Genomic DNA, 26,466 nt, shown 5'->3' with positions numbered 1-26,466 from the left:
TCGTCGGGCGGCCATCTATCGGACCACCCGGCACAGACAGAACAACAAGTAGAGGTAATTCATGAACAAGATTTACCCCAGCGCCGCCCATGCCCTGGAAGGGTTGGTTCAGGACGGCATGACCATCGCCGTCGGCGGCTTCGGCCTGTGCGGCATTCCCGAGCAGCTGATCGCCGCCCTGCGCGACAGCGGCAAGAAAGACCTGACTGCCATCAGCAACAACGCCGGCGTCGACGGCTTCGGCCTCGGACTGCTGCTGGAGACCCGGCAGATCAGCAAGATGGTTTCCTCCTACGTGGGTGAGAACAAGGAGTTCGAACGCCAGTACCTGGCCGGTGAACTGGCCCTGGAATTCACCCCGCAAGGCACCCTGGCCGAGAAGCTGCGTGCCGGCGGCGCGGGCATTCCGGCGTTCTACACCAAGACCGGCTACGGCACTCTGGTCGCCGAGGGCAAGGAGACCCGCCAGTTCAACAGCGAGTGGTACGTGATGGAGGAATCCCTCACCGCCGACCTGGCCCTGGTCAAGGCATGGAAGGCTGACAAGGCCGGCAACCTGCTGTTTCGCAAGACCGCGCGCAACTTCAACCCGCTGGCGGCCATGGCTGGCGAGGCCTGCGTCGTCGAGGTGGAGGAGATCGTCGAAACCGGCGAGCTGGACCCGGACCAGATCCACCTGCCGGGTATCTACGTGCATCGCATCGTGCACAACCCGAGCCCGGAAAAACGCATCGAAAAACGCACGGTGAGGAGCTGAGACCATGGCCTGGACACGTGAACAGATGGCGCAACGCGCCGCCCAGGAGCTGCAGGACGGCTTCTACGTCAACCTCGGTATCGGCCTGCCGACCCTGGTCGCCAACTACATCCCCGAAGGCATGGACGTCTGGCTGCAGAGCGAGAACGGTCTGCTCGGCATCGGCCCCTTCCCGACCGAGGAAGAGATCGACCCGGACCTGATCAACGCCGGCAAGCAGACCGTCACCGCCCTGCCCGGCTCGAGTTTTTTCGACAATGCGCAGAGCTTCGCCATGATCCGCGGCGGCCACATCAACCTGGCCATCCTCGGCGCCATGCAGGTGTCGGAAAAAGGCGATCTGGCCAACTGGATGATCCCCGGCAAGATGGTCAAGGGCATGGGCGGCGCGATGGACCTGGTGGCCGGCGTCAAGCGCGTCGTGGTGCTGATGGAGCACACCGCCAAGGGCGGCGCGCACAAGATCCTGCCGGCCTGCGACCTGCCGCTGACCGGTCTCGGCGTGGTCGACCGGATCATCACCGACCTCGGCGTGCTGGACGTCACCGAGCAGGGCCTGAAGCTGGTCGAGCTGGCCGAAGGCGTCAGCTTCGACGAACTGCAAGAGGCCACCGGCAGCCCGATTCAACGCTGAGTCGCGGTACGGGAACGCCGCTCCGGGCTGCACAGCCAGCGGCGTTTTCCTCGGCCAGCCCGAGCGCTCGACGCGACCGCGAAGCCACACCCGCGCCAGCACTGGCCAGTCACTTAGGCGCCCGTATACTGCGGCATTGACCGGCCCGCCAGGCCGCCTCCCCCGTGTCGTTCGAGGGCACCCTTTCCCGGAGTCAGGCCGCGTGCCTGACCCTCGCGTTACGCTCCGGCGTAGCGCTTTTTTATTCGGAGTCCGTCATGCAAGACGTCGTCATCGTAGCTGCAACCCGCACCGCCATCGGCAGTTTCCAGGGCGCGCTGGCCAATGTGCCGGCAGTCGAACTGGGCGCTACCGTGATCCGCGCCCTGCTGGAAAAGACCGGCATCGATCCGGCCCAGGTCGATGAAGTGATCCTCGGCCATGTGCTCACCGCCGGCGCCGGACAGAACACCGCGCGCCAGGCCTCGATCAAGGCCGGCCTGCCCCACGCTGTACCCGCCATGACACTGAACAAGGTCTGCGGCTCGGGCCTCAAGGCCGTGCATCTGGCCGTGCAGGCGATCCGCTGCGGCGACGCCGACGTGGTCATCGCTGGCGGCATGGAGAACATGAGCCTCGCGCCCTACGTCATGCCCGGCGCGCGCACCGGCCTGCGCATGGGCCACGCGCAGATGGTCGACAGCATGATCACCGATGGCCTGTGGGATGCCTTCAACGACTACCACATGGGCATTACCGCCGAGAACCTGGCCGACAAGTACGGCATCGACCGTGCTCAGCAGGACGCCTTCGCTGCCCAGTCCCAGCAGCGCGCCGCCGCCGCCATCGAAAGCGGCCGTTTCGATGCCGAAATCACCCCGGTGCTGATCCCGCAGCGCAAGGGCGATCCGGTTGCCTTCGCCCGTGACGAACAGCCCCGCGCCGGCACCACGGCCGATTCCCTCGGCGGCCTGCGCGCAGCGTTCAAGAAAGACGGCAGCGTCACCGCCGGCAATGCCTCGACCCTCAACGACGGTGCCGCCGCGGTAGTGCTGATGAGCGCCAGCAAGGCCGAGGCGCTGGGCCTGCCGGTGCTGGCGAAGATCGCCGGCTACGCCAACGCCGGCGTCGACCCGGCGATCATGGGCATCGGCCCGGTTTCCGCTACCCGCCGCTGCCTGGAAAAAGCCAGCTGGTCGCTGGACGAACTGGACCTGATCGAAGCCAACGAAGCCTTCGCCGTGCAGGCGCTGTCAGTCGGTAAGGAATTGGGCTGGGATGCCGATAAGGTCAACGTGAACGGCGGCGCCATTGCCCTCGGCCATCCGATCGGCGCCTCGGGCTGCCGTATCCTGGTGACCCTGCTGCACGAGATGCAGCGCCGCGATGTTCGCAAGGGCCTGGCGACACTGTGCATCGGTGGTGGCCAGGGAGTAGCCTTGGCAGTCGAACGCGCCTGAGCGAACCGTCGCGGCAGGGCATGCTGGCAGACATACGCGCCCGGTTCGCCGGGCGCGACAGAGGATGATCGGAAGAATCATGGCTAAACAGACCTACAGCATTTCCGACCTGGCCAACGAGCTGGATATCACCACTCGCGCCATCCGCTTCTATGAAGAACAGGGCATGCTCACGCCGACTCGCCGCGGTCAGGAACGCATCTATTCGGGCAAGGATCGCGTCGCGCTGAAGCTGATCCTGCGCGGCAAGCGCATCGGCTTCTCATTGGCCGAATGCAAGACGCTGATCGAGCTGTACGACCCCAAGGCCGGCAACCAGAAGCAGCTGAACATCATGCTGCAGATGATCGCCGACCGCCGCCAGCAGCTGGAGCAGCAACTGCTCGACATCCAGCAAATGCAGCTTGAGCTGGACACCGCCGAAGAACGCTGCCGCACCGCTCTGGAAAACACGCTGGCCAAGCAAGCCGCCAGCTGATCGCCTCGCTTACCCAACGCCCATCCAAAAATCAGGTTTCACGCTCCGCGCGACGCCTGATTTTTTTGCACACCACAGCAAACAGCAAGTCCGGAAAAATGGACACTTTCCAGAATTGCAGACACCGCGGGTTTTCGGCCGTGCCGGTGTCTGCCGGAATGGACACCCTGCGTAGTGTCCCGAACGCTCGAACTCCGGCTTCGATCCGAAATTGGTGGGCTGAAGCCCACCCTACGGTTGATCGAGCAAAGGAGTGGCCCAGGGCGCTCCGCTTCCACTTGTAGGGTGGGCTTCAGCCCACCGCACCGCCTTGCACATCATCCACGAAAGCCCTGCACCAAATACCCCGCAGCCCCACCGCGCCGTCAAACCCCGTACGTCCGTAGGGTGGGCTTCAGCCCACCGGCCATCCCAACGCCAGTCCATAACCATCTGTCGAAGGTTCGCGCCTTCTGCCCACCGCCTCATCCCCACCGCACCACAACCGGTCCCCGCTTTTCGGCCTGCCCACACGATAGGCACAGAACCTGCAATCCACCCTCCGACGCCAGAACAAACCAAAGAACAAGACTGGCGCCGGATCGGCAGCATCGGCTCGGCCTCTGTTCTTGTTCTGGCCTGTTAACGCCCTCGACCCACGGGCAGTTACGCGTCCGCCCTCGGGCACCAGAACAACAACAAGAAGGAAACTTGCATGTCGACCAAGAACAAACTCTCCCGTATCGCCTGCGCCATCGGCGCCACCACCCTGCTCGGCGCCAGCCTGTTCAGTGGCGTCGCCAGTGCCGCGGAAAAGATCCGCTGGCAGGTGCCGCTGGCGTTTCCCTCGCACCTGATTGGCCTCTCCACCCCGGTCAAGCATCTGTCCGAATCGCTCAAGGCGGTATCCGGCGGTGATATCCAGCTGCGCTACTACGAGCCGGGCGAGCTGGTGCCGCCGTTCGAGATCATGGATGCAGTGAGCAGCGGCAAGTACCCGGCCGGCTACACCTGGATCGGCTACGACCAGGGCACCATTCCGGCCCTGCCGCTGTACTCCGGCGCGCCATTCAACATGGAGCCGCCGGCGCACCTGGCCTGGTACTACCAGGGTGACGGCAAGAAGCTGCTCGAGGAGATCTACGCCCAGCGCAACATCCACCCGATGCTGTGCAGCATCATCGGCCCGGAAGGCGCCGGCTGGTTTGCCAAGCCCATCGAGAAACTGGATGACTTCGATGGCCTGCGCATCCGCTTCGCCGGCATCGGCGGCAAGGTGCTGGAAAAGCTCGGCGCCTCGGTGACCATGGTGCCGGGCGGCGAGATCTATCAGGCGCTGGAGCGCAAGACCATCGACGCCACCGAGTTCTCGCAGCCGGCGGTGGACAAGATGTTGGGCCTGGACCAGATCATCAAGAACTACATCATGCCCGGCTGGCACCAGACGCTGACCACCTCGCACCTGCTGGTGAACAAGGACGTCTGGGACAAGCTGAAGCCGGAAAGCCGCGCGCTGATCGAGATGGGTTGCGAGTCGGCCACGCTCAAGGGCTTTGCCGAAAGCGAGTGGGCACAGCCGACCGCGCTGCGCGACTACCAGAAGCAGGGCGTGAAGGCCCAGGTACTGCCTGAGCCGGTACTGCGCGAACTGCAGAAGGTCACCGATGAAGTGCTCGACGAGATGGCCGCCAAGGACGAGATGTTCAAGCGCGTGCTGACCAGCCAGCGCGAGTTCATGCAGCACCACTCGATCTGGCACGGCATGGGCTACCTGCCGCGCGACTTCTACAAGTACGACTGACGGCTACGCCTAAGCCAGCGGGCACGGCGACGTGCCCGCGTTCATCACCTGTGTCGAGATTTCGAGGTCCGCCGTGTCCTTCAAGCCCGTCTCTCCCGATGCGCCAGCGCCTGACGCGCTGCCGTACAACCGCATCTCGCGACCACTGGACCGCCTGCTGGTGGCCATTGGCGAAGCCAGCGCCTGGCTCTGGCTGGCGGTTCTGCTGGTGGTACTGACCAACGTGTTCAGCCGCTTCGCCCTCTCGCGCGGCTCCATCGCGCTGGAGGAACTGTCCTGGCACCTGTTCGGCGCCGCCCTGATGCTCGCCCTCGCCTATGCCGTGGTGCGCGACGACCATGTACGCGTCGACGTGCTGCGCGAGCGCTTCAGCCTGCGCAGCCAGGCCTGGATCGAGCTGATCGCCATCCTGCTGCTGGCCCTACCGGTGATCGCGCTGATGATCGATGCGCTGATCCCCTACGCCTACAAGGCCTACCTCTACAACGAGCGTTCCCAGGCGCCGAGTGGGCTGCCCTACCGCTTCATCTTCAAGAGCGTACTGCCGCTGGGCTTGCTGCTGGTGGCGCTGGCGCTGTTCTCCCGCGCCCTGCGCTGCAGCACCCTGCTGTTCAATTTTCCGCGGGCCCTGATGGCCCCCTCGGACGAGCGCGACCGCGTTCGTTCGCAGCCCTGATGGAGTAGTCGCAATCATGGGTCTGGAAGAAATCCTCGTCATCGCCATGTTCGCCAGCTTCATGGGCCTGCTGCTGCTCGGCTTCCCGGTTGCCTGGTCGCTGGCCGGCATCGGTCTGCTGTTCGCCGTGGTCGGCTATGTGCTGGTCGAACACTTCGACGCCAATCTCTGGTTCACCTGGGACGGCACCATCGGCGTGCTCGACGCGCGCATCTACGGCATCGTCGCCAACGAGCTGATGGTCGCCCTGCCGCTGTTCATCTTCATGGGCATCATGCTCGACCGCTCGGGCATCGCCGAACGCCTGATGCACAGCCTGGTGCGCGTACTCGGCCCGCTGCGTGGCGGCTACGCGGTGACGGTGGTGGTGGTCGGCATCCTGCTCGCTGCCTCCACCGGCATCGTCGGCGCCTCGGTGGCACTGCTCGGCATGCTCTCCATCGGGCCGATGCTGCAGGCCAACTACAACAAGAGCCTGGCGGTGGGCACTGCCTGCTCGGTCGGCACGCTGGGCATCCTTATTCCGCCGAGCATCATGCTGGTGCTGATGGCCGACCGCCTCGGCACCTCGGAAGCCTCGGTGGGCAAACTGTTCATGGGCGCGCTGATACCCGGGATGATGCTGGCGCTGATGTACATCCTCTACATCGTGGTCGTCGCCTGGCTGAAGAAGGATTTCGCCCCGGCGCCGGCCAACCGGCCCAAGCTCGACGGCCGCGCGCTGCTCGACGTGTTCTGGGCCGTGGTACCACCGCTGGCGCTGATCTTCGCCGTGCTCGGCTCGATCTTCTTTGGCATCGCCACCACCACCGAGGCCTCGGCGGTCGGCGCCTTCGGTGCGTTGCTGATGGCTGCTGCCAGCCGCCGCCTGAGTCTGCCGGTACTCAAGGACGCGCTGTACCAGACCAGCCGCACCGCCGCGTTCATCTTCGGCATCTTCATCGGTGCCACGGTGTTCGCTGCGGTGCTGCGCGGCCTGGGCGGTGACGATGTGATCCGCGCGGCGCTGACCGGCCTGCCGTTCGGCCAGACCGGCGTGCTGCTTACCGTGCTGGCGATCACCTTCCTGCTGGGGTTCTTCCTCGACTGGGTGGAGATCACGCTGATCATCCTGCCGCTGGTGGCGCCGGTGCTGTTCTCCATGGGCGTCGATCCGCTGTGGTTCGCGATCCTTTTCGCGCTATGCCTGCAGACCTCGTTCCTCACGCCGCCGGTAGGCTTCGCGCTGTTCTACATCAAGGGCGTCTGCCCGCCGGGCATCACCACCCGCGATGTCTACCTCGGCGTGTTGCCCTACATCGTCATCCAGCTGATCGGTCTGGCCCTGGTGTTCTATTTCGCGCCGCTGGCCACCTGGCTGCCCAACGAAGTGTATTCCCAGCCCTGAGCCAACCGGCTGCCTTGCCCGTGGCAGCCGGGGCCAACCATAATCGGCCGACCAAGAACGGACCTGACTGCCCATGAGCATTGCCCGCGACGCACTCGACAACCACGGCCTGATCGTCGGCGTTTCCCCGGAACGCTTCCGTGCCGTGGCCATGCCACTGCTGTTCGATCACCTGAACGCGCAGTGCGAGGGCACCATCGCGGTCAACCGCCAGGCCCGTATCGTCTGGATCAACGACAAGTACGCCGAGAAAGTCGGCATCCGCGACCCATCCAGCGTGCTCGGCAAGGAGATCGAGGAAGTGTTGCCGGCCAGCCGACTGCGCGAAGTGGTGGAGAGCGGCCAGCCGAGCATGATCGACCTGATGGCATTCGGCGACGAGCACTTCGTGGTCACCCGCATCCCGCTGCGCGACGAGGACGGCACCCTGGTCGGCGCGCTGGGCTTCGTGCTGTTTGATCGCGCACGGCATCTAAAACCGCTGATGTCCAAGTACACCAGCCTGCAGACGCAGTTGGTCGCCACCCAGAACGAATTGGCCAAGGCGCGCCGGGCGCGTTACACCATCGCCGGCTTCATCGGTAACAGCCCCGCTGCCAGCGAGATCAAACGCCAGGCACGGCGGGCCGCGCAGCTCGACGCCACCGTGCTGCTGCGGGGTGAAACCGGCACCGGCAAGGAGCTGCTCGCCCAGGGCATCCACAACCTCTCGCCACGGGCACGCGGACCGTTCGTGGCGGTCAACGTCGCGGCGATTCCGGAAAGCCTGGTCGAGGCCGAACTGTTCGGCACCGCCCCCGGCGCCTTTACCGGCGCCGACCGCAAGGCGCGCATCGGCAAGTTCGAGGTGGCCAACGGCGGCACGCTGTTTCTCGACGAGATCGGCGACCTGCCGCTGCCGCTGCAGGCCAAGCTGCTGCGCGTGCTGCAGGAACAGGAGGTCGAGCCACTCGGCTCCAACCAGGTCAAGGCGCTCAACGTGCGGGTGATCGCCGCGACGCATATCGACCTGGAAGCCAAGGTCGCCGCCGGCCAGTTCCGCGACGACCTCTACTACCGCCTCAATGTCCTCGCCCTGCGCGTGCCGCCATTGCGCGAGCGCAGCAGCGACATCCCCGCGGTGGTCGAACACCTGCTCGACGACATCGCCAACCGCTCCGGCCAGCCGCCCATGGAGCTGAGCCCCGAGGCGCTGGCACTGCTCTGCGCACAACCCTGGCGCGGCAACGTGCGTGAGCTGGGCAACCTGCTGGAGCGTGCGCAGTTGTCCGCAGATGGCCCGCAGTTGCAGGCGGCGCATTTGATGCCATTGCTTGGCGATCAGGCCCGTTCCGCGGACGCACCAGCCTATGTCGCCGCCGCACCAGCGCCAGCGCAGGCCGCACCGGCAGCCGATATCGAAGAACTCCCGCTGCAACCGCTGGCGCAGACCATCGCCCAGGCCGAACGCCGCGCCCTGCAAAGCGCATTGCTCGCCTGCAAGGGCAACCGCCGCCGTGCCGCGATGGAGCTCGGCATCTCCCGCGCCAGCCTCTACAGCAAGCTGCAGCAACACGGCCTGAGCCAGCGCTGAGCGGTCTAGCCCGTGGCCTGCAAGCCAACGGCGATACGGCACTGTGACCTTGGCTGATCTACAGTTGTGTCAGGGCCGCCGATTCCCGGCGACGCAATGGGACGGGCAACGATGACAGACGATGCAGGCAAACTGGTTCTCAGACTGGCAGTCGGCGTGCTGATGCTGCTGCACGGCATCCACAAACTCTTGCACGGCGTCGATGGCATCGCCGGCATGCTCGGCGGCATGGGGCTGCCGGCGTTTCTCGCCTATGGCGTGTTTCTCGGCGAGGTGGTCGGGCCGCTGCTGGTGATTCTTGGCGTTTACACCCGTCTCGGTGCCCTGCTGATGCTGGGCAACATGGTCGTCGCGCTGGCCCTGGCGCATCGCGATGAACTCTGGTCGCTGGGCTCGATGGGCGGCTGGGCCATCGAATTGCAGGGGCTGTTCCTGTTCGGCGCGCTGGCCATCATGCTGCTTGGCGCCGGGCGCTACAGCGTCGGCGGGCTGAACGGCCGCTACAACTGACAGCGCCATGTCCGGCGTTGCGGACAGTCGTCCAGCGCGCCGGACATCGCTTCACGTGCCATCTACCGCACTGGACGCCTCGCCTCTTTCTGCCGATCTCCCTTCTTCCGCGCCGTAGAGCCCTCGCCCCAGCGGCGATGACCGACCATCGCCTGCCACCCCCTTCCTTCCAGCCGCTGGCATGCCATTGGCTTGAGCGCTATTGCGCCCGACCGGCGCACCGGCTCGACAACAAGAAGAAGGAAGCCCCAATGATGCCTATCCGTAGCAATCCGTTTACTCGACGCGCGCTGTGCCTGACGCCACTGGCCTTGGCGTTGCTCGCTGCCGAAGCCGCTCAGGCGGCGACCTGCGCCGAGCTGATCGGTCGCGAGGTTCCAGCGCAAGCCATCGGCCTGCCCACCAGCGGCGCGCGCGTCACCGCGGCGACCCCAGTGGCGGCTGGCGGCAGCGCACCGCAGACCTTCGGCCCCTATTGCGATGTCAGCGCCGAGATTCGCCCGGTCGATCCCGCTGCGCCGGCCATCCGCATGCGCCTGGCGCTGCCCGAGCAATGGAACCGCAAGGCAATTATGTTTGGCGGCGGCGGTTACAACGGCACGCTGCCGAACGTCGCCGGCAACGTGCCCGCCGGCCCGGTTGATCAGCCCACGCCGCTCGGCCGTGGCTACGCGGTGTTCAGCAGCGATTCCGGGCATGTCGCCGATCCGCTCAGCCCCGGCTCGTTCGCCTGGAACGACGAAGCCCTGGCCAACTACGCCCACGACGCACTGAAGAAAACCCGCGACACCGCGATGTACCTGATCGAACAGCGCTACGGCGCCGCGCCCGAGCGCAGCTATTTTGCTGGCGGCTCAACGGGCGGCCGTGAGGCGCTGGCGGTTGCGCAGCAATGGCCGACCGATTTCAACGGTGTGATCGCTCTCTACCCCGCCTACAACGCACTGGCGCTGGACCTGCAGTTCGGCCGCATCACCCGCGCACTTGCCCAGCCCGGTGCCTTCCCCAGCCTGGAGAAACGCGCCGCATTGCTCGAAGCGGCGATGCAGGCCTGCGACAAGCTGGATGGCGTGCGCGACGGCGTGATCAGCCATCAGGCCGCCTGCAATGCCCAGTTCGACCCGGCTCGCGCCAAGCTCAACGGCAAACCGCTGCGCTGCCCAGGTGGTGCCGATACCTCGCAACGCTGCCTGTCGGATGCGCAGATCCAAGCGCTGCGGGTGTTCAACACGCCGATTCGCTTCAACTTCCGGTTGGCCAGCGGTGAAACCCATTACCCGGGGTTCAACACCTGGGGCACCGATCTCGGCCGGCCCGGCGAAGGCGCGCAGCTGGTGGTCAATCGTCTGGGCCTCAACACTCTGCAACCGAGCTACCCGATGCCCGTGCACGGCACCGGCTTCGCCGAGGGCGCGCCCTACCATTCCGGCTTTTGGGATGAATGGGTGCGCTACTTCGTGACGCGCAATCCCACCTTCAACTCGCTCACCCTCGACCCGCAGAATCCCGGCCCGTGGCAGGCGCGCATCAGCGAGCTGTCGCTGCGCCAGGACGTCAACCAGACCAACCTCACCGCCTTCGCCAGAAACGGCGGCAAGCTCCTCATGGCTCACGGCAGTTCCGACCAACTGGTGAGCACCCGCGCCACCGCCGAGTATTACGAGCGCGTGCGCCGCGACATGGGCCCGGGCAAGACGCAGCGCTTCCTGCGCTACTACGAGATCCCCGGCTACGGCCACGCCGCCAGCACCGTGTTCAACGCCGCCTGGGATTCGCTGACCACGTTGGAGAATTGGGTCGAACAGGGCCGCGCACCGCGCAGGCAGGTCGTCGCCGATAGCGTTGGCGTGCCCGGTCGCACCCGCCCGCTGTGTGAATACCCCGGCTGGCCGAAGTACGTCGGCAAGGGCGACGTGAATGCCGCGTCAAGCTTCGTCTGCGTGAAGAGCCGCAAGGGCACGCGCTAGTACCTGAACCGGCGCCGGCTCCCCGGCCGGCGCCCCCTCCTTAAACCGTCCGCCGCGCTGGACACCGCCTCGTCAAAGCTGGCCGCGAGCCATACATGTCCAGCCTACCGGACGCTTCCCTAGCTGCTCCCGACGCTTGCCATCGCACCACGCAAGCGCTCTGGCGCGCGTCATCCAGCCGATCAAACCCGCTGTTTCCGTCACTGGCACGCCTTTCGCTCTATGCCCTGTAGCCGCCCGAGAGCGGCCCAAAACAACAACAAGAGGAAATACCATGCGACCGCACCACAAAACCCTCTGCCACATCCTCTGCGGCAGCGCCGTAGTGATCGCCACCCACCCCGCCAGCGCCGCCTTCGTCGAAGACAGCAAGGCCAGCATCGACCTGCGCAACTTCTACATGAACCGCGATTTCCGCTCCGGCGACGGTCAGTCCAAGGCCGAGGAATGGGCCCAGGGCTTCATGCTGAAAATGGAATCCGGCTACACCGAAGGCCCGATTGGCTTCGGCGTGGACGCCATCGGCCTGCTCGGCGTGAAGCTCGATTCCAGCCCCGACCGCGTCGGCACCGGCATCCTGCAGAGCGACCGCGAAGCGCCCAACCGCGCCCAGGACGACTACGGCTCCGCTGGCATCACGGCCAAGGCCAAGCTATCCGCCACCACCCTGCACGTCGGCACCCTGCAACCGATCCTGCCGGTGGTAATGCGCAACGACAGCCGCCTGCTACCGCAGACCTATCGCGGTGCCTGGCTGCAAAGCAAGGAGATCGAAGGCCTGACCCTGGACGTCGGCAAGCTCGACCGCGTCAACCAGCGCAACTCCTCCGATAACGAGGAAATGACCGCCTTCAACGGCGGCCGGCGCAACATCCAGTTCGGCAGCCAGACCAGCAGCGACGAATTCCTCTTCGCCGGCGCGCGCTACGCCTGGTCGCCGGAGCTGAGCACCAGCTACTACTACGGCGGGCTGGACGGCATCTACAAGGAGCACAACTTCGGCCTGGTTCATGTCCTGCCGCTTGGCGACAAGCAGAGCTTCAAGACCGACCTCCGCTACGTGCACCAGACCGACGACGGCGGCAGCAACGTCGACGCCGATGCCTTCGGCGCCATGTTCACCTACAAGCTCGGCGGCCACGCCTTCGGCGCCGGCTACCAGCAGCTCAACGGTGACACCGGTTTCGCCTACATCGCCGGCAGCGACAACTCGCTGGTCAACCTGGTGCAGATCAACGACTTCGGCAACGAGGACGAACGCTCCTGGCAGGTCCGCTATGACTACGACTTCGCCGCCATGGGCATCCCCGGCCTGAGCCTGATGACCCGCTACCTCTCCGGCGACAACGTCGACCGCGGCCCCGCTGCCAGCGAAGGCAAGACCTGGGAACGCAACACCGACATCGCCTACGTGTTCCAGAGCGGCCCGCTGAAAAATCTCGGCCTGCGCCTGCGCAACGCCACCACCCGCAGCAACTTCGGCAGCGACCTGGACGAGAACCGCTTTATCGTCAGTTACAGCCTGCCGCTCTGGTAAGCACCCACGCCGCAGCACCTCTCCTCGTTGGACTTCGCCGGGCCTCGCGCCCGGCTTTTTTTAGGCATGAAAAAGGCGACCCTCGGGCCGCCTTTTCTCACGCTTCAGCCTTGCCTGTCGGCTCAGCCCTGCTTGGTATTACGCCGCAGAATCTCGTTCACACGCTCCGCGGTATACACCCGCTTCGCCTCGTCGCTCGGCTTGTGCCGAACATCGAACATCACACCCGCACTGATTGCCAACACACAAACGATCACCGAGACCGCAGACAGCAACGTATTCATCACACGCCCTTAAGACACCAAAGAAAAACCGCTAGCGGCGGATGGCTCCCCGCGAAATGGCGCCGATTCTGCGCCGCGCCATGGGCAGCGTCAACGGCTACCTAAGGCGCCATAGCCCTCTGATACCGCGGCCTTCACAAGACTCTGCTCACTAGCCTATCGCCCTAACCTTCATGGCACAGCAATCTGCAGACTACCCAACGCAAACCGCACAAACACCGCCCAACCCACGGCACTCAAAACGCCCAACGCCAGATAACCCACCACAATCCCCAACGCGATCTGCTTCCACAATCCGGCGTGGGGGTCACGGTTGTAAACGGACGGCTCCACGGAACGAACATCCCGCTCGGCACGGATTTCATCAAAACGGTCAGGCATGGTTTACCTCGGTAAACGGAACAGCAAATAGATGGAACGAAAAAGGCGGCTAGCTTTGGCCAGGGGCCGTTGGATGTCTAGTGGGCGGCAACTAAACGCGAGGAAGGATCGCCCGTCACGAGGGCTACGCGCTATGAGCCGCCTTTTGCGGATCATCTGGGATCAGCACTTCGCTTATCTGCGCGCTTACAGAGCAAGCGCTTCGAACAGAAGCGAAGGCTCCGACTCAGAACAAGTGAAACTTAACGAACAGAAACGGGATGATGATCAAGAGCAAAGCCGTATTGTGCTGCCGCCTCGTCAGCCACACAAAAGCAACGAGCGACAACACGGTCGCCGGTAGCAAAAGGAGCTGATAAACATAGAAAGCGACGGCAAAACACTCGATCTGGTTGTCTTCAGACCCAAGAAAGAACAGACATTCCGTACCCAGCAAACCAAGGGCAGACCACCCAAGCGCACCTAGAACCGTTGCAGTTTTGAACAGCCATACGGCTATATTCTTCATAGCATCCTTGCCAAAGCGAGCCGTAGCCAGCGTGTAGTCACCGGACAAAACAAAAAAAGCGGTTAGCTTTCGCTAACCGCCTTTCTGTGTCTGGTGGCTACACCGGGACTTGAACCTGGGACATCAGCATTATGAATGCTGCGCTCTAACCAACTGAGCTATGTAGCCAAGTGGCGCGCATTATTCTCTGGTCGCCTGAGGCTGTCAACCCTGGCTCTGTAGATTTTTTATCCTTTTCAAACGGTTAGTTACGAACGGTCCGGACCGCTCAGGTGGGCCGCTCAGGTGGGCCGCTCAGGTGAAGCCGCCTAGGTCGGAATCCTTCGCGGCTTAGCGGAACGACGGCCTAGTGGCCAGCAGCAAGCCGGCGAAGATCAGCGCTCCGCCGATCCAGTGGAAGGGTTGCAGGGCTTCGCCCAGAAGCACCCAGCCGAGCAGCGCGGTGAAGACCGGCATCAGGTAGCTGGCCATGGCGGCCTTGGCGGCGCCGACGACTTTTACGCCGTGGTTCCAGGCGAGGTAGGCGATCAGCGAGGCGAACACGGCGGTGTAGCCGATGGCGCCGAGGTTGGCCGGCGTGGCGGCGAAGCCCCCTACCCGGCTCAGTTCGTACAGGTAGAACGGCAGGATCAGCGGCACGCCAAGCAGCATCAGCACGCCGAGCAGCACCAGCGGGGGCACGGTGAGGAAACTCGACCAGCGCCGCAGCAGCAGCGTGTACAGCGCCCAGACCAGCACGGCCAGCAGCATGATGAGGTCGCCGGCCTTGAACGACAGGCTGGCGAACGTCTGCCAGCTGCCCCGGCTGATCAGGTAGAGCAGCCCCGCCGCCGCCACGGCCATGCCGAACCAGGCACGCCGCAGCGGCCATTCACCGAGCAGAAAGCCCGCACCGATAAAGGTCGCCAGCGGCAGGCAGGTATTCACCAGCGTCAGGTTGATCGCTTCGGTGCTTTGCGCTGCGGTGTAGAGCAGCGAGTTGTAGCTGGCGATACCGAGCGCGGCGATCACCGGCAGGCGCCAGCCGGCGGCACGCAAGGCCGCTCGATGGGTCCAGATGCCTTTCGCCACGAAGGGCAGCAACAGGCAGGTAGCCAGCACCCAGCGCCAGAACGACAGGCTCAGCGGCGGAATCTGATCGTAAAAGGCGCGGGCCACCAGTGCGTTGCCGCTCCAGCAGAGCACAGCGATGAGCAGACCGGCGAATGCCGGGGCGTGGCGGCTGTTCATCAGGCGTTACGCGGCGGACGCAGGCGGTATTGCGACGGCAGCTGATCGAGTCCGCTGACGGTGACGTTGAGGTTTTTCCAGATGCCGTCCTTGATGCCATAGATGCAGCCATGCACGGCCAACGGCTGGCCGCGGTGCCAGGCGTTCTGGACGATGGTGGTGTGGCTGACGTTGGCGACCTGCTGGATGACGTTGAGCTCACAGAGGCGGTCGACCTGCTCGTCTTCGGTGGCCAGCTTGGAGAGGTGCACGCGATGCTCGTAGTAGAGATCGCGGATGCTGCGCAGCCAGCCGTCGATCAGGCCCAGCTGGTCGTCACGCATGGAGGCGCGCACACCACCGCAGCCGTAGTGGCCGGTGACGAGGATGTGTTTGACCTTGAGCACGTCGACCGCGTACTGGATGACCGACAGGCAGTTGAGGTCGGTGTGCAGCACGACATTGGCGACATTGCGATGGACGAACAGGTCGCCAGGCAACAGACCGACGATCTCATTGGCGGGCACGCGGGCATCGGAACAGCCGATCCACAGGTATTCCGGCGCCTGCTGCTTGGACAGTTTTTCGAAGAAGGTGGGGTCTTCTTCCTTGATGGCCTCGGCCCAGCGGGCGTTGTTCTCGAACAGCGGTTCCAGCTCGCTCATCTACGTTGTCCCTATGGTTCGGCCCCGCACCTTACGAGCCGGCCTGGCCTTTGACAAGCAAGGCCGGCTCGCGCGGGCGGTCAGTCCGGCTCGACGAGTTCTTCCGTCTCGATGACCGTGGTGCTGGGCTGGGAGACGTACGAACGCAGGTCACGCATGAAGTTGTCGCGCCAGGCATCCAGATCGGCGGCACGGATGGCGCGCATCAGGTGCTCGTAGCGATCCTTGCGTTCGGCCAGCGGCATGCTCAGCGCACGGTCGAGGGCTTCGGCCATGCCGACGCAATCGTACGGATTGACGATCAGCGCGGAGGTCAGCTCGCGTGCGGCACCAGCGAAGCGCGACAGCACCAGCACGCCGGGGTCTTCCGGATCCTGCGCGGCGACGTATTCCTTGGCGACTAGGTTCATGCCATCACGCAACGGGGTGACGAAACCGACGTCGGCGGTGCGGAACAGGCCCATCAGCACGCGGCGGTCGTAGCTCTTGTTGAGGTAATGCAGCGGCGTCCAGTCGAGGTCGGAGAGGCGCCCGTTGAGGTGCCCGGCCTGGCTTTCGAGTTGCTCACGGATGTGCTGATAGGTGCGCACGTCGGAGCGCGAGGTCGGCGCGATCTGCAGGAATTCGACGTTATTGCGATGGCTCGGGTAGCGGTCGAGAAACTCTTCGTAGGCGCGGAAGCGCTCCACCAAACCCTTGGAGTAATCCAGCCGGTCAACCGAGATGATGGTCTGCCGTGTCGCGTCGCTGGCCCGGCGCATGGGATGGGCGCGGCCTTTGTAGCCTTCAGCGAGCTTCTGGATTTCGTCCGGCACCACGCCGATCGGATAGACCCCGGCGCGGAAGTTCTGCCCGTAGGCGGTCAGGCTGCCGTCCGGCTCGATGACGCCGCGCACTTCGCGGGTGATGTAGTCCTGAAAGGCCAGGCGGTCGGTGTCGGTCTGGAAGCCGATCAGGTCGTAGTAGCAGAAGGTCTTCAGCAGTTCGTTGTGCGGCGGGATGGCGGTGAGGATTTCCGGCGCGGGAAACGGGATGTGCAGGAAAAAACCGATGCGGTTGCGGATGCCCAGCTGGCGGCAGGCTTCGGCAAACGGGATGAGGTGGTAGTCGTGAATCCAGATGATGTCGTCGGGCTTGAGCAGCGGCTTGAGCTTCTCGGCCAGCATGCCGTTGACCCGCCGATAGCCGTCGTATTCTTCGCGGCTGTAGCGCGCCAGGTCGATGCGATAGTGGAAGATCGGCCAGAGCGTGTTGTTGGAGAAGCCGCGGTAGTATTGGTCGTAGTCACGCTTGTTCAGCGGTAGCGTGACGTAGGTGATGTTGCCCACTTCTTCGGTGTTGATGGTTGGCGTTGCGCTGATCTCGCCGCTCCAGCCGAACCAGATGCCACCGGCCTGGCGCAGGGCGTCGTAGACACCCACGGCCAGCCCTCCGGCGGCCACTTTGCCCGGTTTGATTGGCGCCACGCGGTTGGAAACCACTACTAAACGGCTCATGGCAGAAAATCTCGCTCTAGTCTGGTTTTATTTTTGGGCTCGGCCGGCACGCCGAGATCGTTCAGCAGCGCTTCGACCCACTCGCCAACGGCAGCCACCGATGCGACTCGCTCGCGGGCTTCGCTGGGGCCGTCGCCGACCTTGATGGATCGCCCACCGAGCGCATTGACGGCGGCAAAGCCGGCTTCGTCGGTGAGGTCGTCGCCAAGGAACACGGGGGTTTTGCCGGCGAATGGCGGCTCCTGCATGAAGGCGCGAATCACCTCGCCCTTGCTCGCCCCGCGGGGCTTGAGTTCGAACACGCACTTGCCCGGCTGCAGGGTCAGTACCTCGGCGTAACGCTGGGCGAAGTCTTCGGCCAGGTTGCGGGCAACTTCCTCCAGCTCAGGCGCCTGACGAAAATGCAGGGCGAAGGCGACGCTCTTGTTCTCCAGATGCAGGTCTGGATGCTGGCTGCACGCCTGCTGCAGCTCGCGCTGGATCTGCTCCAGCGCCTGGCTGTCGAGTGCCAGGTTGCGCAGCTCACCCGTCGCATCGCGGCGTTCAGCACCGTGCACGCCAGCGGCGGGCAGTTGCAGCGGCGCGAGCAAGGCATCGAGTTGCGCAAGCGGACGGCCAGAGATCACGGCGACTGGAATGCCGCCAGCATGCAAACGCTCCAGAGCCGCGAGGGTGGCGGGTGGAATGAAGACGAGCTCCGGTCGCGGCTGAATCTCAGCGAGCGTTCCGTCGACATCGAAGAAGAAAGCGTAGCGCCGTGCCTCGGGCGCGGGTTGGTCGTTTTGATCATTCATGCAGAGTAGGACTCCGGATCACGCGCGGTGGTTCGTCTCCTTTTCATCAAGAAGGTCAGGCATCTATGGCAGCAGGAAGGATGGACCCGGATGGTGGATCCGGCCAGCGGCGAGCCTGAATCTTCCCCGAGCCGCCGGGTCACACCTGCAAGACCGATGTCCTGACAGGAGACGATCATGAGCGATCAAAAACCCTACACCCCGACGGAAATCGACGACACCGAAGACCGCATGGGCTCGATGGAGCAACTCGACTTCGACCAGCGCCGCGACGAGCGCAAGGGCCGCATCGGTGATGAAGTGCCCGGCGAGCAGATTGCCGACGAGTTCCCGCCGGAGCGTGAGGCCGAAGCCGGAATGACGGTCGGTGAAGTGCCCAGTGGTGAAACCACAATGGACGACCTGGCCCCGGAAACGCAGATCCCGGACGACGGCGCGCGCTCGCCGAACGAACGCGGCCATGGCGGCCCGGCGGACCAGGACCTGAGCGTGGTGTCGGAGCACGAAATCGGCGCGGACGTGGATCTCGACGAAGCCGAACTGGGCCGCTACGACCCGGTCGACGGCAAGCCGTGGGACGGCCCCGCCAAAGGCGACGAAGACACCGGCCTCAGCGGCGGCGATGCGGTGTTGCGCGAGGATGACAGCGTGCTGTCCGACGACGAACTGGAAGGCGAAGCCCCGCTGGATTCGGGACGGGACAAGCGGCCGGGGGAATAAGCCGGAGCCATTTGCCGCAAGCCATAGGTACCTGCGCAACGAGAACTCGGATGGACGCTGCCGCAACGGGAGCGTCCCGCCAGGTACCTGTAGGGTGGGCTTCAGCCCACCAAATAACCAACACCTCGCGAAGGCGGTGGGCTAAAGCCCACCCTGCGGCATGGGTGCGCCGTAGGGATGGTTAGCCCTTCCGGGCAGCCGAATCAGCCCCCGCATGAGGGACCTGCCGCGCAGCAGTGCACACGTAGGGTGGGCTTCAGCCCACCAAATGACCGACACCTCGCGAAGCGGTGGGCTAAAGCCCACCCTACGGCATGGGTACGCCGTAGCGATAATTGGGCCGTTCCCAGGGAGCGCCCTCGTATGACTGAGCCTTCAGCCGATCCGGCGATCAATCCAGCAACGTACAGGCCATCACCAGTGCATCTTCGCGACCATCTGCCGCCGGGTAGTACGCCCGGCGCCGGCCGACTTCGTTGAAGCCATAGCGCTCATAGAGCCGATAAGCCGTGGTGTTGCTCGCGCGCACCTCGAGGAAGCATTCACGCCCGCCGCGTTCGCGGGCACGTTCCATGAGGTGTTCCAGCAGGCGCAAGCCAAGCCCGCGACCCTGGCTCTGCGGCTTGACGGTGATATTGAGCAGGTGCGCCTCGTCGAGGATCAGGTTGATCACACCGTGACCGACCTGTTGCTCGCCCTCGAACATTACCCAGCACTCGTAGGCACTCAACGCATCGTTGAAAATGCCCCGTGTCCAGGGATGGCTGAAGGCGGCGTATTCGATCGCCAACACAGTTTCGATATCCGCCGCGGTCATCGGGCGGAAGCTGACAGCATCATTCATCACGCGAACTACCTATATGCCAGCGCGGCATGCTGCGGCGCAGGGTCTTCCACAGCTCGGCCTTGGCGGACGGCTGCTCCATCAACTGTTCCAGCCCAGGCATCGCCAGCGCGCGCCCGAGGCCTTCGACGGCCAGTTCGCGGTAGCAGGCGTCGACATCCACTTCGCCGGCAAAACGCAGCGCTGGTCGGCCGATCAGCCAGATGCAGTCGCAACCCATGTTTTCCAACTCGGCGGCCATCACACCCTGGACGTAATCGCGTGCGGCCTCGCCGCCCTGGTCGAGGCTGCCCTTGTGCAGTAGCGGCCAGCGAATCGGCTCGCCATCGCCGACCTGCTGCGGCTTATCCGGCAGACGTGCAGCGCGCAGCAGATCCTTGAGCAGGATGTAGGCCGGATCGCGGCTCTGGAAGGATTCACCGGTGGGCAACTCCACCACCAGCAAGACGTTGCCGGCGCGCATCAGCTGCAGCGAGAAACGTGGCGGTGGCTCGATGGGCTTGGCCGGCTCGGCTGCCTGTTCTTCCGCCGCGGCAGCAACCGGTACCGGCTGCTTGGGCTCCGGCATGGCGATACGTGGGCGCGGCGCTTGCGGCTGTTCGATTGCCGGCGCTGCGGTCGTCGGCACCACAACCGACGCGGCAACAGGCACCTCGGCTACAGGTGCAACGGCAATCTCCGGCTCCGCTTCGACCACGACCGGCAACAGCAGCTCCGGCCGCGACGGCGCAGCAAAAGGTAATTCGGTGCGCGGCAGCCAGCTGGCTACCTGCATGGCGTCGAGGTAGGCGCGACGCCGGGCTTCGTTGATCAAACGCCCTCCACCTGCGGATGAGCCTTGGCGCCGACCTGCATCAGGTTCAGCGCGTTGAGGTAAGCCTTGGCCGAAGCGACAACGATATCGGTATCAGCGCCGTTGCCATTGACGATGCGCCCGCCCTTCTCCAGCCGCACGGTGACTTCACCCTGGGAGTCGGTGCCCTGGGTGATGGCGTTGACCGAATACAGCTGCAGCGTGGCGCCCGACTGGGCGACCGCTTCGATGGCCTTGAACGTGGCGTCCACCGGGCCGGAACCCTGGGCTTGGGCGCTGCGCTCGGCACCGTCAACGCTGAGCACCAGCTTGGCTTCAGGCACGGTGCCGGTCTTGCTCGCGACTTCCAGGCTGGCCAGCTTGAAATGCTCCGGTGCTTCATCGGCCAGGGTATCGGAGACCAGCGCTTGCAGGTCTTCGTCGAAAATTTCGTGCTTCTTGTCCGCCAGTTCCTTGAAGCGGGCGAACGCAGCATTCAGCTCGTCACCTTCCAGCACGATGCCCAGCTCGTCCAGACGCGAACGGAATGCGGCACGCCCGGAGTGCTTGCCCATGACCATCTTGTTGGCATTCCAGCCAACCGACTGGGCGGACATGATTTCGTAGGTTTCGCGATGCTTGAGCACGCCGTCCTGGTGGATGCCCGACTCGTGGGCGAAAGCGTTGGCACCGACGATGGCCTTGTTCGGCTGCACCGGAAAACCGGTGATGCCCGACACCAGACGCGAGGCCGCGAGGATGTGCTCGGTCTCGATGCGGGTGTGCACGTCGAGCAGGTCCTGGCGGGTCTTGATCGCCATGACGATCTCTTCCAGCGCGGCGTTGCCGGCACGCTCGCCGAGGCCGTTGATGGTGCATTCCACCTGACGCGCGCCAGCTACCACGGCCGCCAGCGAGTTGGCCACGGCCAGGCCCAGGTCGTTGTGACAGTGCACGGAGAACACCGCTTTGTCGGCATTCGGGATGCGTTCGAGCAGCTGGCGGATGGTCTCGGCGTACTGGTGCGGGATGGCGTAGCCGACGGTGTCCGGGATGTTGATGGTACGCGCGCCGGCGTCGATGGCGGCCTCGATGATGCGGCAGAGGAAGTCGATTTCCGAACGACCGGCATCCTCACAGGAAAACTCCACGTCGGCGCACAGGCTGCGCGCCTTCTTCACCGCGCGCACGGCCTGCTCGACCACCTGGTCCGGCTGCATGCGCAGCTTGTACTGCATGTGGATCGGGCTGGTGGCGATAAAGGTGTGGATGCGCCCGGCGTTGGCCCCGGCCAGTGCTTCGGCGGCGCGCTCGATGTCGGCATCGACGGCGCGTGCCAGGCTGCACACGGTGCTGTCCTTGATGTTGTCGGCCACCAGTTTCACCGCGGCGAAATCGCCGGGGCTGGCGATGGCGAAGCCGGCCTCAATCACGTCCACCTTCAGCCGCTCCAGCGCGCGGGCGATGCGCAGCTTTTCCTCAGCGGTCATTGACGCGCCGGGGCTCTGCTCGCCGTCACGCAGGGTGGTGTCGAAGATGATGACGCGATCGTTGCTGCTCATAGGAAATCCTCACGGCTGCCGAGCGCCTCTCGGAGGGCGCCTGTACTCCGTGGATTGTCGCGTGAAATCGACGAAGCGGGAAGGCGAAGCTGTGTTCGTAGGGTGGATGTCATTTTTACATCCACCGTAAGCAGCGTAAGGTGGAAAACCGCAACGCGGTTTCCGCCAGCCCCCATTGGTGGAAAAGCCTTCGGCGTTTTCCACCCTACGAAACACAAATGCTGATCTCGCAGGCCGGCATGGCCACCGCAGGTTCCGCTGCACGTAGGGTGGATGTCGCTTTTTACATCCACCGCCGCGCCGCCGACAAAGCAAAAGGCCCCGCTACCAGAGCAGCGGGGCCTTTCGTTCTTGCGTGCAACTTGTCGCTGGCTTACTGATCCCAGGCCCGATCGCCACGCTCATCCTTGATACGAGTCGGCAGACCCATCACATCGAGCAGCTTGAGGAACGGCTGGGCCGGCAGCTCTTCGACGTTGACCATGCGCTGCGCATCCCACTCGCCACGCGCTACCAGCAGCGCGGTGGCAACCGGCGGTACGCCGGCGGTGTAGGAAATGCCCTGGCTATCGGTCTCGGCGTAGGCTTCTTCATGATCGGCCACGTTGTAGATGAACAGCTCGCGCGGCTGCCCGTCCTTCGTGCCCTTGACCAGATCGCCGATGCAGGTCTTGCCGGTGTAGCCCGGCGCCAGCGATGCGGGATCGGGCAGCACGGCCTTGACCACCTTGAGCGGTACTACCTCCAGGCCTTCAGCGGTGCGCACCGGCTGCTCGGAAAGCAGGCCAAGGTTATTCAGCACGGTAAAGACGTTGATGTAGTGCTCGCCGAAGCTCATCCAGAAGCGGACGTTCGGTACGTCGAGGTGCTTGGAAAGCGAATGCACCTCGTCATGGCCGGTCAGGTAGAGGCTCTGCTCGCCCACGATTGGCAGGTCGTCGGTGCGTTTGACCTCGAACATGCGGTTGGTCGTCCACTGGCTGTTCTGCCAGCTGTACACCTGACCGGTGAATTCGCGGAAATTGATTTCCGGGTCGAAATTGGTGGCGAAATACTTGCCGTGCGAACCGGCGTTGACGTCGAGAATGTCGATCGACTCGATCTTGTCGAAGTATTCCTGCTGCGCCAAGGCAGCGTATGCGTTGACCACGCCCGGGTCGAAACCGACGCCGAGGATGGCGGTGACGCCCTTTTCCTGGCACTCAGCCAGGTGCTTCCACTCGTAGTTGCCATACCACGGCGGCGTTTCGCAGATCTTGCCCGGCTCTTCGTGGATCGCGGTATCCAGATACGCGGCACCGGTGTCGATGCAGGCACGCAGCACGGACATGTTGAGGAAGGCAGAACCGACGTTGATGACGATCTGTGATTCGGTCTCACGAATCAGTGCCTTGGTCGAGTCCACGTCCATGGCGTCCAGCGCATAGGCTTTGATTTCGCCGGGCTGCTTGAGCCCGCCCTTGGCCTGCACGCTGTCGATGATGGCCTGGCATTTGGAGATGTTGCGCGACGCGATAGCAATACGACCGAGTTCATCGTTGTGCTGCGCGCACTTGTGGGCCACCACCTTGGCGACACCTCCTGCACCAATGATAAGAACGTTTTTCTTCAATTGTTTCACCCCCTTGTACTGCAGCCTCAGGAAAGGCTGGACAGGTAATCGTTAAAGTCGAACTCACGAACCACCTCGACGCTGCCGTCGAGCTGCTTTACTACGATGGACGGCATTTTCAGGCCGTTGAACCAGTTCTTCTTGACCATGGTGTAACCCGCCGCATCGATGAACGACAGCCGATCGCCGATGGCAAGCGGACGATCGAATTGGTACTCACCGAAGATGTCGCCGGCCAGACAGGATTTGCCGCACACCATGTAGCTGTGCTCGCCGTCGCTGGGCGCCATCTTGGCGTTGAGGCGGTAGATCAGCAGATCGAGCATGTGCGCCTCGATCGAGCTGTCGACCACGGCGAGATTCTTGCCGTTGTACAGCGTGTCGAGCACCGTCACTTCCAGCGACGCACTCATGGTGATCGCCGCTTCGCCGGGCTCGAGGTAGACCTGCACGCCGAACTTTTCCGAGAAGGCTTTCAGGCGTGCGCAGAAGGCATCCAGCGGATAGCCCTCACCGGTGAAGTGAATGCCACCGCCCAGGCTGACCCACTCGACTTTTTCCAGCAGGTGGCCGAAGCGCTCCTCGATGGTACTCAGCATCTCGCCGAACAGTTCGAAGCTGGGGTTCTCACAGTTGTTGTGGAACATGAAGCCGTTGATCTTGCCGATTACAGCTTCGATCTTCGCCGGGTCGTGCTCACCCAGACGGCTGAACGGGCGCGCAGGATCGGCCAGCAGGTAGTCGGAACTGCTGACCTGTGGGTTCACGCGCAAACCCCGAATGGTGCCTTCGGTGGCGGCCTCGAAACGCTCCAGTTGGCCGATGGAGTTGAAGATGATCTTGTCGCAGTTGGCGACCATTTCTTCGATTTCGTCGTCGGCCCAGGCCACGCTGTAGGCGTGGGTTTCGCCGGCGAACTTCTGCCGCCCGAGCTTGAGCTCGTACAGCGAGGACGAGGTGGTGCCGTCCATGTACTGCTGCATCAGGTCGAACACCGACCAGGTGGCGAAGCACTTCAGCGCCAGTAGAGCCTTGGCGCCGGACTGTTCGCGCACGTAGGCGATCTTCTCCAGATTGCCCAAGAGCTTCTGCTTGTCGATGAGGTAATACGGCGTCTTGATCATGTGTACGTGCCCCCAAGGGATTTCGCCGGACAGGAGCCGGCAGCTCCCCGTTTGCAAAAGCCGCGAATTGTGCCGATTACCGGTGCATATCGAAATAGATTTTCAACACTTCGTCATCATTCGGGACGCCCGATAGCGCTTCTGCCGCCGCGAACGCCGATGCTAGACAGGCTAACCCGCATGCAATGACGTTCAGGTGACTCGCGCGACTTGTGCTACGCCACACCGTTCTGGCCGCGGCCAATCGTCTGGCCTGCCATCAAACCAGCGCCAATGCAGTACAATTCGCGCTTTTTTACTGGCTGGACTGGCGCCTCGATGATCGAACCCAAGCGCGTATTGCGTGCCCTTGCCGAACACTGGACGTTGCTCGAGCCGCTGTGCGAGCGTTTCGACGCCGGCACCCTGAGCCTGGTCGAACTTCGCCATCAGCTCACCGCGCAACTGCCGGAAGGCACGCCCACCGATGTCACCGCCCTGCTCGACCAGTGGATCCGTCTGGACATTCTGGTGCCGGTGGCCAAAAGCCCCAATCGCTTCGAGCTGAACGCGCAGATCCACGACTTCCTCGCCTATCTGCGCCGCGAGCATCGTCTCGGCCTGTGCCTGGAGATCGAAGCCTATCTGCGTCACCTGGAGCGCCTGGCCGGGCATATCCTCGATGCCTTCGAGATTCGCGACGGCAACGACCTGGCCCGCCAGCTGCGCCTGCTCGACATGCGCGTGCGCGATGTATTGAAGAAGCTCGACAACGACGAGCAGGCGCTGGTCGCTGTGGCCGACCGGGCCAAGACCAGCGACCGCCAGATTCCACTGCGCCAGCGCTATGCCGAAGTCCTGGCGACCTGGGACGAATACGTCGAGCCGATGATTCAACTGGTCTCCGCCGATGGCGCCTTCGAACAGGGTGTACACCGCGTCGAGCAGGTGCTGATGAGGCTGCTCGGCGAACAGCAGCGCCTCGGCCAGCTGGTCGACGACGACCTGCTCGTGCGTACTCATGCACGCATTCTGGAGATGCAGACCACCGCCCAGCTGACCCTGCGCAAAGCGCGCGAATTGCTGCTGCCACTGCGCGAAGAAGCGCGCCGGCACAACGCCGTGACCCGTGGTGCGGCGCTGGCGCTGTCGGCGATCCGCAAGAAGGGTCTGGATGCCGTGCCACAGGCTTCGCTGCCGCTGTTTACCCGTCCGCAAACGACTTTTCTCGGCTCTGCCAGCCAGGTCGAGGCTTATGTCTACGCCCTGGCCCGCTTCGAGCCGAAACCAGCGCAGTTCCCCCGGGCCAGCACCAAGCGCAAGGGCGAGCAGCCCCGCGCCCCACGCACCGCCCGCGAGATGATCGAGCGTTGCCAGCAGGCCCTGCCGCTGCCGGACCTGATGGCCTGGCTGCTGGAACAGGAGCCCGATGGGGCGACCGACGAACTGCTCTACTGGTTCTCGCGCTTGTCACGCGATGGCCGATTCCAGCGTGACCGCCTGGAACGCCGCGAATACCTGACCCGCGAGCATCGGGTCAGCCTCAGCTCCTTCGCGCTGGTGGGCAACGCCAATGGCTGAGTCATTCGAGCGGCCTGTGGGGGCGTCCGGTGGAAAAGGCTTCGCCGCTTTCCACGGGGCGGTCTACCGCACTGCGGCCACCTCCCTCGCGGAACCCCTCGTAGGGTGGACAACGCGCAGCTTGTACGCCGCCAACCGCACCCAATTCTTCGCAGGACAAGGCTTCGCCCCTGTCC

General features: G+C 64.1%; 25 protein-coding genes and 1 tRNA gene. 13 read left to right on the top strand and 13 right to left on the bottom strand.

Annotated elements, in window-relative coordinates; genetic code table 11:
• The first annotated feature begins 61 nt into the window (after positions 1 to 61).
• The 11 genes from SM130_RS04640 (at position 62) to SM130_RS04590 (ending at position 12,738) form a co-directional block, all read left to right on the top strand.
• Entirely contained in the window at positions 62 to 757 is a 696-nt protein-coding gene (locus SM130_RS04640) for a CoA transferase subunit A (RefSeq protein ID WP_102826981.1), read from the top strand.
• Positions 758 to 761: 4 nt separating this feature from the next.
• Positions 762 to 1,391, top strand: coding sequence for a CoA transferase subunit B (locus SM130_RS04635; RefSeq protein WP_003280093.1), 630 nt, complete (start codon positions 762 to 764; stop codon positions 1,389 to 1,391).
• A gap of 257 nt (positions 1,392 to 1,648) precedes the next feature.
• A complete protein-coding gene (locus SM130_RS04630; protein WP_102826980.1) occupies positions 1,649 to 2,830 on the top strand; it encodes an acetyl-CoA C-acetyltransferase in 1,182 nt (393 codons plus the stop codon).
• 79 nt (positions 2,831 to 2,909) lie between these two features.
• Positions 2,910 to 3,308, top strand: coding sequence for a MerR family transcriptional regulator (locus tag SM130_RS04625; RefSeq protein WP_102826979.1), 399 nt, complete (start codon positions 2,910 to 2,912; stop codon positions 3,306 to 3,308).
• A gap of 694 nt (positions 3,309 to 4,002) precedes the next feature.
• Positions 4,003 to 5,088: a TRAP transporter substrate-binding protein gene (locus SM130_RS04620; RefSeq protein ID WP_102826978.1), complete on the top strand. Its 1,086-nt coding sequence runs from the start codon at positions 4,003 to 4,005 to the stop codon at positions 5,086 to 5,088.
• 73 nt (positions 5,089 to 5,161) lie between these two features.
• Positions 5,162 to 5,764, top strand: coding sequence for a TRAP transporter small permease subunit (locus tag SM130_RS04615; RefSeq protein ID WP_102826977.1), 603 nt, complete (start codon positions 5,162 to 5,164; stop codon positions 5,762 to 5,764).
• Between the two features lie 16 nt (positions 5,765 to 5,780).
• Complete coding sequence (locus SM130_RS04610; RefSeq protein WP_102826976.1) at positions 5,781 to 7,151, top strand: TRAP transporter large permease; 1,371 nt, start codon at positions 5,781 to 5,783, stop codon at positions 7,149 to 7,151.
• A 73-nt stretch (positions 7,152 to 7,224) separates the two neighbouring features.
• Positions 7,225 to 8,724 (top strand): sigma-54 interaction domain-containing protein, encoded by a 1,500-nt coding sequence (locus SM130_RS04605; protein WP_102826975.1) that lies wholly within the window; start codon positions 7,225 to 7,227, stop codon positions 8,722 to 8,724.
• Between the two features lie 111 nt (positions 8,725 to 8,835).
• Positions 8,836 to 9,234, top strand: coding sequence for a DoxX family protein (locus tag SM130_RS04600; protein WP_102826974.1), 399 nt, complete (start codon positions 8,836 to 8,838; stop codon positions 9,232 to 9,234).
• A gap of 251 nt (positions 9,235 to 9,485) precedes the next feature.
• Positions 9,486 to 11,201 carry a tannase/feruloyl esterase family alpha/beta hydrolase gene (locus tag SM130_RS04595; RefSeq protein ID WP_102826973.1) on the top strand — a complete coding sequence of 572 codons (1,716 nt, stop codon included), beginning with the start codon at positions 9,486 to 9,488 and terminating at the stop codon, positions 11,199 to 11,201.
• Between the two features lie 274 nt (positions 11,202 to 11,475).
• Complete coding sequence (locus SM130_RS04590) at positions 11,476 to 12,738, top strand: OprD family porin (protein WP_102826972.1); 1,263 nt, start codon at positions 11,476 to 11,478, stop codon at positions 12,736 to 12,738.
• Positions 12,739 to 12,860: 122 nt separating this feature from the next.
• Here the strand turns inward: SM130_RS04590 and SM130_RS04585 are convergent, their stop codons facing one another.
• From SM130_RS04585 to otsB, 8 genes are all read right to left on the bottom strand, one after another.
• Positions 12,861 to 13,022 (bottom strand): hypothetical protein, encoded by a 162-nt coding sequence (locus tag SM130_RS04585; protein ID WP_181019309.1) that lies wholly within the window; start codon positions 13,020 to 13,022, stop codon positions 12,861 to 12,863.
• 171 nt (positions 13,023 to 13,193) lie between these two features.
• The gene (locus SM130_RS04580; RefSeq protein ID WP_015275957.1) at positions 13,194 to 13,403 is read right to left on the bottom strand and encodes a hypothetical protein; all 210 of its coding nucleotides are present in this window, start codon (positions 13,401 to 13,403) and stop codon (positions 13,194 to 13,196) included.
• Positions 13,404 to 13,629: 226 nt separating this feature from the next.
• The gene (locus SM130_RS04575; protein WP_102826971.1) at positions 13,630 to 13,911 is read right to left on the bottom strand and encodes a hypothetical protein; all 282 of its coding nucleotides are present in this window, start codon (positions 13,909 to 13,911) and stop codon (positions 13,630 to 13,632) included.
• Between the two features lie 91 nt (positions 13,912 to 14,002).
• Positions 14,003 to 14,079, bottom strand: a tRNA-Met gene (locus SM130_RS04570).
• A gap of 162 nt (positions 14,080 to 14,241) precedes the next feature.
• The gene (locus SM130_RS04565) at positions 14,242 to 15,141 is read right to left on the bottom strand and encodes a DMT family transporter (RefSeq protein ID WP_102826970.1); all 900 of its coding nucleotides are present in this window, start codon (positions 15,139 to 15,141) and stop codon (positions 14,242 to 14,244) included.
• Entirely contained in the window at positions 15,141 to 15,785 is a 645-nt protein-coding gene (can, locus tag SM130_RS04560) for a carbonate dehydratase (protein WP_102826969.1), read from the bottom strand. The genes SM130_RS04565 and can overlap by 1 nt, the downstream gene beginning before the upstream one ends.
• 80 nt (positions 15,786 to 15,865) lie before the next feature.
• Positions 15,866 to 17,281, bottom strand: a complete 1,416-nt coding sequence (gene otsA / locus SM130_RS04555) for an alpha,alpha-trehalose-phosphate synthase (UDP-forming) (RefSeq protein ID WP_102826968.1) — start codon at positions 17,279 to 17,281, stop codon at positions 15,866 to 15,868.
• Positions 17,278 to 18,075 (bottom strand): trehalose-phosphatase, encoded by a 798-nt coding sequence (gene otsB / locus SM130_RS04550; RefSeq protein ID WP_102826967.1) that lies wholly within the window; start codon positions 18,073 to 18,075, stop codon positions 17,278 to 17,280. Before otsB ends, otsA begins: the two co-directional genes overlap by 4 nt.
• Before the next feature lie 177 nt (positions 18,076 to 18,252).
• Here otsB and SM130_RS04545 point away from each other — a divergent pair, with 177 nt between their 5' ends.
• On the top strand, positions 18,253 to 18,795 hold the full coding sequence (locus SM130_RS04545; protein WP_102826966.1) for a hypothetical protein: 543 nt from the start codon (positions 18,253 to 18,255) through the stop codon (positions 18,793 to 18,795).
• 391 nt (positions 18,796 to 19,186) lie between these two features.
• Here the strand turns inward: SM130_RS04545 and rimI are convergent, their stop codons facing one another.
• The 5 genes from rimI to SM130_RS04520 all read right to left on the bottom strand — a co-directional run bounded on the left by rimI (position 19,187) and on the right by SM130_RS04520 (position 24,730).
• Positions 19,187 to 19,639 carry a ribosomal protein S18-alanine N-acetyltransferase gene (rimI, locus tag SM130_RS04540; RefSeq protein ID WP_102826965.1) on the bottom strand — a complete coding sequence of 151 codons (453 nt, stop codon included), beginning with the start codon at positions 19,637 to 19,639 and terminating at the stop codon, positions 19,187 to 19,189.
• On the bottom strand, positions 19,632 to 20,453 hold the full coding sequence (locus SM130_RS04535; RefSeq protein ID WP_102826964.1) for an energy transducer TonB: 822 nt from the start codon (positions 20,451 to 20,453) through the stop codon (positions 19,632 to 19,634). The genes rimI and SM130_RS04535 overlap by 8 nt, the downstream gene beginning before the upstream one ends.
• The gene (locus tag SM130_RS04530) at positions 20,450 to 21,994 is read right to left on the bottom strand and encodes a 2-isopropylmalate synthase (protein ID WP_102826963.1); all 1,545 of its coding nucleotides are present in this window, start codon (positions 21,992 to 21,994) and stop codon (positions 20,450 to 20,452) included. Before SM130_RS04530 ends, SM130_RS04535 begins: the two co-directional genes overlap by 4 nt.
• A 373-nt stretch (positions 21,995 to 22,367) precedes the next feature.
• On the bottom strand, positions 22,368 to 23,606 hold the full coding sequence (locus SM130_RS04525; protein WP_102827036.1) for a saccharopine dehydrogenase family protein: 1,239 nt from the start codon (positions 23,604 to 23,606) through the stop codon (positions 22,368 to 22,370).
• A gap of 26 nt (positions 23,607 to 23,632) precedes the next feature.
• The gene (locus SM130_RS04520; protein WP_102826962.1) at positions 23,633 to 24,730 is read right to left on the bottom strand and encodes a carboxynorspermidine decarboxylase; all 1,098 of its coding nucleotides are present in this window, start codon (positions 24,728 to 24,730) and stop codon (positions 23,633 to 23,635) included.
• A gap of 273 nt (positions 24,731 to 25,003) precedes the next feature.
• Between SM130_RS04520 and mksB the strand changes: the two genes are divergently transcribed.
• Positions 25,004 to 26,290 (top strand): Mks condensin complex protein MksB, encoded by a 1,287-nt coding sequence (gene mksB, locus SM130_RS04515; protein WP_102826961.1) that lies wholly within the window; start codon positions 25,004 to 25,006, stop codon positions 26,288 to 26,290.
• Positions 26,291 to 26,466 lie beyond the last annotated feature (176 nt).

The sequence above is a fragment of the Stutzerimonas stutzeri genome, assembly GCF_038561965.1.
In the GTDB taxonomy this organism is placed as follows: domain Bacteria; phylum Pseudomonadota; class Gammaproteobacteria; order Pseudomonadales; family Pseudomonadaceae; genus Stutzerimonas; species Stutzerimonas stutzeri_AA.
This window is presented reverse-complemented; position numbering and strand designations above follow the sequence as displayed.